Source organism: Sphingobacterium sp. G1-14, assembly GCF_002196555.1.
In the GTDB taxonomy this organism is placed as follows: domain Bacteria; phylum Bacteroidota; class Bacteroidia; order Sphingobacteriales; family Sphingobacteriaceae; genus Sphingobacterium; species Sphingobacterium siyangense.
On record NZ_CP021381.1, the window covers coordinates 5,729,103 to 5,741,715 of the forward strand.

Here is a 12,613-nt window from a genome sequence, read left to right on the forward strand (position 1 = left end):
TGCCGTCTTAATTTTTCCCTTTCTGAACACGACACCTAAAGATATAAAAATTAGCGTACAAACGCCATTGCAACGCCTCCGTCAACGTTTAACACATTCCCAGTAGACTTGCTCAGCAATCCACCCACAAAAGCAAAACATGCATTCGCAATATCTTGTGGAAGGATAATCTCATTTAACAAGGTTCTCTTTGCATAGTATGCAGGAAGTTCCGCAACAGTAATGCCATAGGCTTTAGCACGACCTTCTGCCCAACCCCCAGCCCAGATATTGCTATCTGAAATAACCGCATCGGGATTGACAACGTTTACACGCACTCCCACAGGACCCAATTCTGCTGCACATAAACGGCTCAAATGCAACTGGGCACCTTTTGCGCTTCCATACCCCGTATTGTTTGGTCCGCTAACCAAAGCATTTTTACTGACAATATTGATGATATCGCCACCGATTGCCTGCCCTTTTAATATTGACGTCACTCCTTGCGTAACCAAAAACTGGCCCTTTACCAATACATCGTACAATAAATCCCAATCCTTCTCCGTGTGGTCTTCGATTGTTTTTGAAATCGACAATCCAGCATTATTAACGACGATATCAATACCACCGAATGCTAAAGCCGCATCTTTCAAAGCACCTTTGATAGAATCTGCATTGGTTACATCAAGAATTGTAGCGATGACCGAGTCTGTTCCAAATTCGCCTACAAATTCGGCCTTACTCGATTCCAACCGTTCTGCGTTAATATCATTTAAGACAATCACAGCGCCTTCTTGAGCCATCTTTTTAGCGATTGCTTTTCCAATACCACCACCACTGCCAGTAACCAAAGCAATTTTTCCAGAAAGTGCCTTGGGTTTTGGCATGCGCTGCAACTTTGCTTCTTCTAGCAACCAATACTCAATATCAAATGCCTCTTGACGAGGTAATGCGGTATATTCGCTTACAGCCTCAGCGCCTTTCATTACATTGATTGCATTGGTATAGAATTCCGCTGCCACCCGTGCAGTCTGTTTGTCTTTCGCAAATGCGAACATACCTACACCTGGATACAGAACAATTACCGGGTTTTTATCTCGGACCGCTGGACTGTTTTCATGTTTGCAGTTTTCATAATACTGTGCATACATTTCACGGTACTCTTCAAATAATGGCGTCAATTTCGCTTTGAGCTCTTCAACGTTGTCTAAATCTTCTGATTTATCCAAATTCAACACCAATGGTTGGATTTTGGTCCTCAAGAAGTGGTCCGGGCAACTGGTACCAAGTGGAGCTAAACGTGCTAAATCATTGGAATTGATAAATTCCAATACGCGTTCATCGTCTGTGAAATGCCCTATCATATGGCGCTCACTGGAACAGAAACCTCTTAAAACCGGCGCCAGTTTGGCCGCTTGTGCAGTTCTTTCTTCCTTGCCCAAGCTAATCACTTTTTGTCCACCAAAGACAGGTGCTTTTTTACCATAATTCTGCTCAAGATATGCTGCACAGGCTTCAATGACATCCAACGAATTAACATAACATTCGTATGCTGTATCGCCCCAGGTAAATAAACCATGAGAGCCTAACATGATACCTCGGATTCCTGGATTCTCTTCCAAGCAAGCTCTTAACTGCAGGCCTAAATCAAATCCCGGTCGTTGCCAGTCTACCCAGCCGATGGTCCCATTAAAAAGCTCTTGCGTGATTGTCTTTCCATCTTTGGCCGCGGCAATGGCAATTGCCGCATCGGGATGTAAGTGGTCGATATGTTTGAATGGCAGGAATCCATGCAGTGGTGTATCAATAGATGGAGCTTTAGACGCTAGATCATAGATACAGTGGTTAAATAATTCAACCATTTCATCTTCATGATCTAATCCACGATAGACATTTTCCAAATTACGTAGACGTTGGAGATACAAAGCCGCCAAACCGGATTTTTTCAAAGTTCCGATATCACCTCCTGAGCCTTTGATCCACATCACCTCCACTTCTTCACCTGTCAAAGGATCTTTTTCAGGAACTTTGCACGAGGTATTTCCCCCGCCATAATTTGTGATCCTTAAATCTGCACCTAAAATATTCGAACGATATAACAGTAAAGCTACTTCATCACCGCTTAGTGCCTGAGCTTTCTCATCGTCCCATAAGTAATTGACATGTTTGTACGTTTTCACTTCTTCTATATTTATTTAAATATTAATTTTCTAATGTCTTTGCAAACCCTACGATGCAAATAGAGATGATAATGGTTACAATTCCTCCGATTATAGAACGATAAGTCGCACGATCCACACCTTTCCATTCCTTGAGTGCAACACCCCAAGCATTTGAAATGAGAATGATAAATGCCATATGCAAGATCCAGGAGCTGGCTCCATTTCCTAAACGGCTTTCGCCCATACCATAAAAGAAAAACTGCAGATACCAAGTCATTCCCGCTATCGCACATAAAAGGAAATTTTTGCCTTTTGGCACATCGGACTTTGTATAATCCCCAAAAGTTCTATTCTTAAACAATAAGTAAAGGCACCAAAGAAAGTTCGTCACAAAGCCACCCCAAAGGATTACAATATAGGTGACGTTATTTTGATAGAGAAATTCTCCTTGATTTGGATGAGTAGCCTTCCATAAGTTGTTAGCCACATCAGCCATCGGCTTTCCAGCCTCTATTCCAAAATTGAAACAAGCACTTAATATCCCCGATATAATAGCCACAACGATACCCAATCCAAAATTGTAATCAGACTTGCTTTCAGATGATAATGCAGATAAATGCTTCTCCTTTGACACTCCAGCCTTCCCACATAAAAACACACCAAGCACACACACCAAAAGTCCTATGAGAATACAAATACCGGAATGTGTTGTAAAAAAATAGTCTATACCATGTTTGCCTGCAGTCTTATTGAAAAAATAATAAATACTTGGCATCAAGGATCCAAACACCATGCTAAGTCCCAAAATGATACTACTTCCCAAAGATACCCCGAGGTAACGTACACCAAGTCCATAGGTCAGTCCCCCAATCCCCCAGAGTAATCCAAATAAAAAAGTGTAGCCTACAATGGAACTATTCGTATCTTGGATAATTTCTACAAAATTTGGGATCGTCAACATTGCCGCTATCGGCGGAACGATCACCCATGAAAAAAGTCCCCCTAATATCCACATGGATTCCCAGGACCAGCCTTTCACTTTCTTATACGGCACATAAAAACTACCAGACGCGAAACCGCCTATAAAATGGAATATAACTCCGAAAACAGCATTCATTGTGTATCTTTTTAGGTATTACAAAAACTAAATTAAATGATTTGATGGGAGGAACTGTTATGCACTGTTATGCCACATAACCAAGACAGTTGCCCTATACAAGATAATTTATTTAAGCGGCATCTACATGCTTACAGCAAATTTTGATTACTTTTAGTTACTTATTATAAATACTTCCTTGAAAAAATATTTGTTATTCATAGATACCGAAACATCCGGGCTGCCGAAAAAATGGAATAAAAAGTACACCGACAGCGACAACTGGCCGCATATATTGCAATTGGCTTGGATTATTTTTGACGAAGAACGCAATGAAGTTAAACGTACAAATAAATATATTTATGAACCGCTAATACCAATCAGTCCCGCTTCAGAGCAAATACACGGATTGACTCCCCCTTTTTTAATGAAGCACGGCGAAAAGAAAAAAGAGGTGTTGCGTAAACTGAGTCATGACATCAAAAAATATAAACCGCAAATCGTTGGGCATTTTCTTTCATTTGATTTGCAGGTATTATCTGCTGAATTCTATCGTTCCAATCTTCCGCTCCCATTTTGCGACTTAAAATACTTTTGCACCTTGCTGCATAGCAAAAGGTATGTTAGAAACCCACATATGGTCCATCTTCCGCTTTCATTATTACATGAATCGCTTTTCCTGGCTCTTCCCGAAAATATACACGATGCGGAGAAAGATGCTGAGATCACAGCGAAATGTTATTTTGAAATGATCCAACGAAAGGATCTCTCCGATCAAGAAATTCTAAACCAACAAACTGAGTTCGATAATCTTTTTTAATGCCGTATTCATGGAAAAAAACGAATCCCTCCTATCCTTACTGAAATCGACCCAACCATTTCAGGTATTGCCCGAAACCCTTCAGCTAAGTATTGTCGATATACTCTATGAACATCGTTTCTCCAAAGACACCTTGGTCTATCGACAGAATATTACCGATATGGATGGAGTAGACTTAATCTTCGAAGGAGAATACGAAACATTTTTCTTAGATGCTTCAGATAATAAACGATTAGTCGAAATCCATCATATGCCTTATTGCTTTGGCGGTATTTCAGTCTTATTGAATCGAACAAAAGCGTTAAAATCTGTCATCGCTAAAAAAGGTACAATCATCTATCGATTACCGCGGAAAAATTTTATTGAGCTTTGTAATGCCAATGAAGAGTTCTTTCATTTTTTCACCAATTCTTTTGGAAAAAGGATGTTAGATGAGGAGTTTTCACACTTTGTAAAATCCCCAGCTTCTTTTGAGGAAAGCTACTTTGCTGCGGATCAATTGTACTCGCGAAAGATAGAACATATCACTTACAAAGATATTGTTGCCTGTACCGCTGAAACCCCCATTTTTGAGGTTGCAAAGATGATGGCCAAACAAAAGGTAAGTTGTGTGTTTATCAAAGACAAAAATGGTATCATCGGCTATGCTACTGATATGACCTTGCGGGATAATGTCGTGGCGCAACAAATCGCTGTCGACCGCGCGATTATCGAAGTGATGGACAACCCAATTGTTAGTATCTCTGATCAAGCTTACCTGTATGAGGCTGTACTAAAAATGTTCCGAACGAAATCAAGATACCTGCTCGTTGAAAAAGAAGGAAATTACGTTGGATTCCTAAGCCGTAACAGATTATTGAGTGAGCAAGGGCAATCGCCACTCGTATTTATTCAATCGGTCAAACTAGCAGAAACTTTTGACGAATTGCGTGAAAAGTGGAACAACGTTCCAGAAATTATCCATCAACTGCTCGGCAGAGGAGTAAATGCCGAAATTGCCAATCAGGTGATTACAACTGTAGCGGACAGTATTGCACTGAAAGTAATCGAAAAAGTAATCGAAGAGATGGGCGAACCGCCGGCAAAGTTTGTCTTCATGGTGACTGGTAGTGAAGGAAGAAAAGAACAAACGCTGATGACAGATCAGGATAATGCGATTATTTATGAAGATAAAGCCAATGAACAACGCGAGCTCGTCCGAGCGTATTTTTTGAATTTTGCAAGTCGTGTATCTGATCATTTAAATACAATAGGTTTCAGTTATTGTACAGGAGGATATATGGCCAGCAATCCTGAATGGACACATTCACTATCACATTGGAAAAACAATTATAAAAAATGGATCGAGGAAAGTATTCCCGAAAATGCAATTAAGTTCTCTACATTCTTTGACTGCCGACGATTATATGGCGACCAAGATATTATAGATCAGCTTAAAGAGTTCCTCAATGTCGAATTACAAAAACCTAATGAGCGTTTTTTTACATTTATCGCAAAAAATGCTCTACAGTATGAACCTCCCTTGACATTTTTTAAGGCGATCAAAACGCAAACCATCGGATCCTCTGAAGTCTTCAACATCAAAAAAGCTATGACACCTATTGTCGATTTGGTTCGTGTATATGCCCTGAAAAACCGAATTTATGAAGAAAATACTGGTGGAAGACTCAAGCAGTTACTCGAATTGGGGATTTTCACACAGGAACAATATGAAGAATTACATCAATCTTACTACTATCTGATGTCGATTCGCCTGAAAAATCAAGCAAATCAGATTCGGATAGCCAAACTTAGCCCAAACAATTATGTACCGATGGACAGCTTGACAAATATTGAAAAGGCAACCATTAAGGAAATATTTAAAACGATCAATAACTTTCAGCTGGGGATTAAAGTAAAATTCACCAGTAACCTCTTTGGGTAATGGCCCATTTTAATGACTCGGTACGACTGGAAGAATTTTCCCATCTGTACCAAACAGCAATTTGTCCATACAAACTTCCCGGTTATACCCAGCAGCTTCGCCCATCGTAATTCCCTTGGGATAGTTAAATCGATGATAAACAATGTACCATTCGTCTTTTCCTGACAGCTGCAATACCGAATTGTGCCCCGTGCCATAAATTCCAAGAGCAACATCTTTCTGCAAGATAAGATTATCTTCGGGGATTTGAATGGGTCCCAAAGGAGAGGTTGAAGTTCCATAACGAACCCGATAATTTTCGCTACGTGTATCATTTTCCGACCATAGGAAATAATAAATCCCTTTCCGGAAAAAGACATAAGTTCCTTCACGGAATGTTCTATCGGGGGTCAATAATTTGATCGTATTTTCCTTGATTGTCACCATGTCCTTATTAAGTTCGGCTACAGCAAGATGACCATTTCCCCAATAAAGATAACTCTTATTGGTTTTGGGATCAGTGAAAACAGCTGGATCGATCTCTTGGCCTCCCTTTACGCCATTTGGTTTGAAGTCTATCAGCGGTTTACCTGAATCTTTAAAAGGACCGGTTGGTGAGTCTGCTACTGCAACACCGATTTTCTGAGCTGCTGTAAAATAATAATAATATTTATACCCACCCTTGACTTTCTTCTCTGTGATCGTCGGCGCCCAGGCATGGTGGTTGCCCCATAGGACATCTTTTTTTAAATCTAATATTACTCCCTCATCTTTCCATGCTATCAAATCAGTAGAAGAAAAGGTTTTGAAGTAATATCCCCCCCAACCGTCAAAGCCATCACTCGTTGGATAGATATAATATTTCTTTGTCTTATTAGAGTACAATACATCTGGATCCGCGTAAAATCCCTCCAATATAGGATTTTTCACATTGTTCAATGTGATATCAGCTGGTTTTCCCCAATGTTGTATCAATTTATTCAACTCATTTCTTGAAAGCGGTAAAATAGTGCCATGTCTAGGATGAAAATCCATATCAATCTGTTGATCTATTGCTTTAAAATGATCTAGATCCTGAGATTCACAAAACTGGTATTTCCCCTTTTTATAAACATCATACATCAAGATATAGGTGTCTGATTGATTGCGTTTAAAAATCCCAGATCCTTCCACATCGTCTGCTGTTGCCTGTTTATAACCAGGTTGTTCAACCCATTTCCCCGAAGTCAATGAATCTGTGATCGCCTGTTTTATCCCTTTCCCGTTCCCCTCAGTTTTATAAAACAAATGGAATAAGCCGTTTTTAACAATAATATCCCCATCTATACAAGATTGACCGTTTTTAGGCAAGAACAACACCTTAGGTTCACCCTCTAGATCCGTAAAATCGCGATTAGCATAGGCATAATAAATCACATCGGGTTGATCTCCATATTTCATGGACCAGTAAACCATATATTTACCTACACTTGGATCAAATATAGTCTGGGGCGCCCAAACCCTTTTTAAGTCTTTCTGCCCTTGATAACGTTGTTGGATGTTAATCACATGATGCTCCCAGTGGATCAAATCTGTAGATTTTAACAAAACCATGGCTCGGTTAGAATCCCATCCTTTGGATGCCGTCATATCCGTTAGCACCATATAAAATGATTTTCCGTCCTCGGCCCGTAAAATATGTGGATCCCTTACGCCACCTGTACTGCTGATGCGTTTAGAATCCAATATGGGCTGATTATTGTTCAGTGCCCTGAATGTATAACCGTCAGTACTAATCGCAAAACATACGGCCTCATCCGCAATTGCATTACCTTTAAAATAGGTAAATAGATAACCCGCGAAATCTTTTTCCGATGGTCCCGCTTTATATTCCTGTGCCGATACGGAACACAAGGCAGCCATTATCAAACCAACAACTCCCATGAGGGATATCAACTCTCTTTTATTCATAAAAAAGTTATTTCATTTGTAAATAGCACATTACTATTTTTTTTGCATCGACAAATCAAACTGCCAATGCTTCGCTAAGCGCTCCAACTCTTGCTTTGTTATTGGGATGACAGCGCCATGTTTAGGCGAAGTGAAATTAGTGGATTTCATTTTACCTGCATTAAAGTGTCCTAGATCAACAAAATTTTTAAAATCTGTTGTTTCACTGAAGCCAAAATTATGGGGCGATATCCCATAGATATCATACATCAAAACCCATTTATCTTCCCCTATCCTTTTCCACACATTTGGCGCTTCGCATGCTTCCGGCTCAGGATCATAGAAGCGATCATCGTACTGATAAGGGCCATTTGGATAATCTGAAACAGCTTGCTTAATGCCCGGAATACCATCGTGGGCAACATAAAAAAGATGGTATTTATTGCCCACTTTCGTAATATCGCCATCGATGTAATTTTTATTTGCTTTGGGGTATTGAAACAAAAGCTCTGGTTCTGATTCAAATGCTGTAAATTCCTTATTTAAATAGGCGTAATAGAGCTGATTCAGTCCATTGCCAAACCGCATCGTAAAATAAATCATCATCTTCCCTGTACGATCATCATAGATGAGTTCGGGAGCCCAGAAGGAGCCTACATTTCCCCAACCTTGAAAGGCTTTCTCCAAGTAGAGCTCCGTATGGTTCCAGTGAATTAAATCAGTCGATTTCATTAAGACAATACCCCGGTTGTTACCCCATCCAAATGCGACTCCGTCACGCTCCCATTCCGTATTTCTATAACCCTTCTTTTGTGCGTAGATATGTAAATCCGTCATGACCATATAAAAATAACCATCTTTTCCGCGAATGATATAGGGATCCCGAATACCTTTCTGCTGTGCAATGCTATCGCCAGCAATGATCGGTTTTCCTTTATTGATATCGGTGAAAGAATAGCCATCCTGACTGACAGCAACATACAGACCATGGCTTTCATCCTTAAAATAAACCATCAGGTAAGCAGCCAGATCCGATTCCTCTACCTGTGCAAACACGTTATGTGCAAATAGAATCAGGGTAGTAAAAAAGAGTATGCGGATATTCATCTTATTTCAAGGTCAATTTTATCAAGGTCAAGGAATAGGGTGCGAACGTTTCCATCAGATTTTTACCCTTATAAGTTATAGATTCTTCTTTTGGACGAATATTTAACGGTTCTTCTAGACTATTGCTCACGCTCAGATCTACATTAGACAATGTAATCTTTTGCGCTGTCGCTGACAATTTCTTTTTCGTCAATACATCTAAATTTAACTGCCTTGGCTGACTGGTATAATTGACGACCTTCACAATCAACTGCTGCAAAGTCTCATCATATACTGCAGAAGCATACAAGCTATCTTTGCCAGCTACGAATTCACCATCCCGTTTGATCGGAACAATGCTTGTTCCTTTATTGGTAGCATATAATTTTTGTACTTGGTAGCTCGGTGTTCCATATACCTGCAAGTTATCCACCCAAATTAAATCTGGAGACCACTGCCAGCCATCGACATGACCGAATAATGGCGCATAAGATGCCATCTCTACCACGTCGCCATTTCGTTCCAGGCCCGTCATGAAAGCGGCTTCCGAGAGGGCCGCCTCCCAGGTACTTTTCCCTGGGCCGTTTGGTCGCGTCGTATGCGAAGCATATTCCCCTGCGAAAATTTTCGCCCCATTTCTAGCGTAATTATCATAGCGATTGGCGCTAGACAGAAACCAGGATGGTGGACGGTAATAATGTTCATCAATGATATTGATATTCATCGCCCGCAGCTTATCATTTAAGAAGTCAAAACGATCTCCTTCGGGATCAGTGCCCGAACTGGCGATAATTTTGATCTCAGGATGCTTTTCGTTTAACGCTTTCTTGAAGACGGTCAACCGCTCGATGTATTGCGGACCCCAATTTTCATTTCCAACTCCCAGCATTTTGAGGTGGAAAGGTTCAGGGTGCCCCATATCCGCCCGTAATTTCCCCCATTTTGTATCTGTTGGGCCATTGGCAAATTCAATCAGGTCCAAAGCGTCTTGAACATAGGTATCAAGTTCGTCCAATGGTACAAGTTCTCCGGTATTAAATTGGCAGGCCATACCGCAATTGAGAATGGGAACTGGAGATGCTCCAATATCTTCTGCGAGTAAAAAGTATTCATAAAATCCTAAACCAAAAGTCTGAAAATAATCAGGTGTCAGCCGATGGCTGAATTCGGTATTCCACCGGTTGATAATCAATTCCCTTTCCGTTATTGGTCCAACAGTTTTTTTCCATTGAAAGCGATTAGCCAAATCTTTCCCTTCAACAATACAGCCTCCGGGAAAACGGATAAAGCCGGGTTTCATATCGGCAAGCATCTGAACCATATCTTTACGCAACCCCTTCGGTCTCCCTTTCCAGGTGTCTACTGGAAATAACGAAAGCATATCCACGTCTAACGTACCCGCCCCTGTAAACCAAACATTTAATTTGGCTTTATCTGTCGTTTGGTTGACAGGAAATTTGACTGCAGCTTCAGACCATGATCCGACGGGTTCAAGTGGAAGTTCAGCTGCACCAATAACCTTATTCTGTTGATCGAGCAACTCAACATGGATTTTCATCCCCTTAGCAGCATTTTGATATTGTACAGAAAACTCATATGCTGCACCCGCTTTCACACCCATTCCTCTAAAGCCTTCATTTTGTAGCCCTAATTTCAGATTAGCCGCATTGTTTATCCTTAAATAACGTTTGTTGCCTTTACGTTTACTATCGTTTAACAGCAGGTAGGTTCCCTCAGGGCCATTTTCAAGCTTTTTCCAGCCCATCCAAGGCTGATCAAACTCAAATGATCTATTCTTTACCAATTCCGCATAGATTCCCCCATCAGCACCAAGATTGATATCTTCAAAAAAGACGCCCCACATATGCGGCGATATTTTGCCTGTAGGTTTATCCAATGCAATATTTAATGTTATCGGTGACTGTGCCATTGCTGAAGAGCCCAAGCTCGCTAACAGTAACAGTGTCGACACTACTCTTTTCATCCCTATATGTATTTGTTCAACAATAATTTATCATTTCAGGTTTTTAAACCAGCTATAACAGCATAAATAGGGTAGCACAACATGACAACCCTATCAAAATTGGCTGTTATATTAATTCCAATACAATAACTGAAAATGCCGGAATGTCCACTTCAATGGCACCATTCACTGCCTTTGCCTTATTGTACACAACAGGTTTAATTGTTGTGGGTTTTTGGAAGGAATTATAATCGCGTAGATTCTCCGCAGTAAGGATTCGGCCTGAAATTTTTGCAGCTTTCACTGAACCGAGATCCACACGTACCTTATTATTCTTTTTCGGGTCAATATTTACCAAGGAGATATGAGTACGGCCCTGCTTGTCTTGTGATGCTGAAACCGAAACGGCCGGAATTTTTTCCTGGTTAAATTCAAAATCCGTTGATTGCAGGGAAATAGGAATTAACTTAGCATCCTGATGTACCTTATACATTTCCATCACATGATAAGTCGGGGTCAAAATCATATTCTTTCCTTCTGTTAGAATAACCGCCTGCAATACATTCACAGCCTGCGCTAGATTGGCCATCTTCACCCGACGAGCATGATTGTTAAAGATATTGAGTGTCATTCCTGCAATCATGGCATCACGCATGGTATTTTGTTGGTAGAGAAAACCCGGATTCGTACCAGGCTCTACCGCATACCAGCCCCCCCATTCGTCTACGATCAGATCCACAAGTCCTTTCGGATCGTATTTGTCCATAATGGCGATATTCTTTTCCACGAGCTCATTCATAAACCAAGCTGATTTCATGGTTTTAAAATACTCCTCCTCCGAATATTGGGTCGCAGAGCCCTTATTATCCCAGTTGATCACTGCATAGTGATGAAGTCCCATGCCTTTCATCAAACCGCTCGGAATTTTCTTCATGAGTGTCTCCGTCCAATTGTAATCTGCACTGTTAGCTCCTGATGCTATCCGATACAAACCACTTCCATTGGTCCAATCCGACATAAAAGTGGCGTATTTGCGATAAATGTCGGTGTAGTAATCGGCGGTCATATTTCCACCACAGCCCCAGGCTTCATTTCCTACGCCCCAGAATTTTACCTTCCAAGGTTCCTGCCGACCATTTTTTCGTCGCCAATCCGACATGGGGCTTTCTCCTTTAAAATTCACATACTGTACCCAGTCGGCAAGCTCCTGTACCTCACCGCTACCCACATTACCCGCCAGATAAGGTTCCGCTCCAAGCAATTCACACATGTTGAGAAAATCGTGTGTACCAAAAGAATTATCCTCTGTCACGCCACCCCACCAGTTGTTTACGATAGCAGGACGCTGCGCTTTGGGCCCAACTCCATCCTTCCAATGATAGGTATCGGCAAAACATCCACCCGGCCAACGTAAATTGGGAATGTTCAAATTCTTAAGGGCTTCGATAACATCTTTCCGGACGCCATCGGCGTGGGGAATTGAGTCATTTTTCTCCCCGACATAAAATCCATCATAAATACAGCGTCCCAAATGCTCGGCAAAATGTCCATAGATATGTCGACTTATAATCTGCTCCTGCTGCGGCGTTTCTAATTTTACACTACTCTGTCCATACAGTAATCCAGTGGCCAACGTAAAAACAACGCCTAATTTTAATCTTAGCTTCATCATATA

The 12,613-nt window shown here is 40.9% G+C and carries 8 protein-coding genes; 2 read left to right on the forward strand and 6 right to left on the reverse strand.

The annotated features are described in order from the left end of the window. Positions 1-50 precede the first annotated feature (50 nt). A complete protein-coding gene (locus tag CBM24_RS24665; protein ID WP_088163090.1) occupies positions 51-2,159 on the reverse strand; it encodes a bifunctional aldolase/short-chain dehydrogenase in 2,109 nt (702 codons plus the stop codon). A 22-nt stretch (positions 2,160-2,181) separates the two neighbouring features. Continuing rightward, positions 2,182-3,258 carry an L-rhamnose/proton symporter RhaT gene (rhaT, locus tag CBM24_RS24670; protein WP_088163091.1) on the reverse strand — a complete coding sequence of 359 codons (1,077 nt, stop codon included), beginning with the start codon at positions 3,256-3,258 and terminating at the stop codon, positions 2,182-2,184. A 178-nt stretch (positions 3,259-3,436) separates the two neighbouring features. Here rhaT and CBM24_RS24675 point away from each other — a divergent pair, with 178 nt between their 5' ends. Together CBM24_RS24675 and CBM24_RS24680 are read left to right on the forward strand one after the other, a co-directional pair. Further along, the gene (locus CBM24_RS24675) at positions 3,437-4,057 is read left to right on the forward strand and encodes a 3'-5' exonuclease (RefSeq protein ID WP_157698585.1); all 621 of its coding nucleotides are present in this window, start codon (positions 3,437-3,439) and stop codon (positions 4,055-4,057) included. Positions 4,058-4,067: 10 nt separating this feature from the next. After that, complete coding sequence (locus CBM24_RS24680) at positions 4,068-5,981, forward strand: DUF294 nucleotidyltransferase-like domain-containing protein (RefSeq protein WP_088163093.1); 1,914 nt, start codon at positions 4,068-4,070, stop codon at positions 5,979-5,981. A gap of 9 nt (positions 5,982-5,990) precedes the next feature. Here CBM24_RS24680 and CBM24_RS24685 read toward each other — a convergent pair whose 3' ends face one another. The 4 genes from CBM24_RS24685 to CBM24_RS24700 form a co-directional block, all read right to left on the reverse strand. Then, the gene (locus tag CBM24_RS24685) at positions 5,991-7,910 is read right to left on the reverse strand and encodes a family 43 glycosylhydrolase (protein WP_198385994.1); all 1,920 of its coding nucleotides are present in this window, start codon (positions 7,908-7,910) and stop codon (positions 5,991-5,993) included. Between the two features lie 33 nt (positions 7,911-7,943). Next, positions 7,944-8,996 carry a glycoside hydrolase family 43 protein gene (locus CBM24_RS24690; RefSeq protein ID WP_088163094.1) on the reverse strand — a complete coding sequence of 351 codons (1,053 nt, stop codon included), beginning with the start codon at positions 8,994-8,996 and terminating at the stop codon, positions 7,944-7,946. Between the two features lies 1 nt (position 8,997). Further along, a complete protein-coding gene (locus CBM24_RS24695) occupies positions 8,998-10,959 on the reverse strand; it encodes an alpha-L-arabinofuranosidase C-terminal domain-containing protein (protein ID WP_088163095.1) in 1,962 nt (653 codons plus the stop codon). Between the two features lie 106 nt (positions 10,960-11,065). Then, positions 11,066-12,610 (reverse strand): alpha-N-arabinofuranosidase, encoded by a 1,545-nt coding sequence (locus CBM24_RS24700; protein WP_232475626.1) that lies wholly within the window; start codon positions 12,608-12,610, stop codon positions 11,066-11,068. Positions 12,611-12,613: the final 3 nt, after the last annotated feature.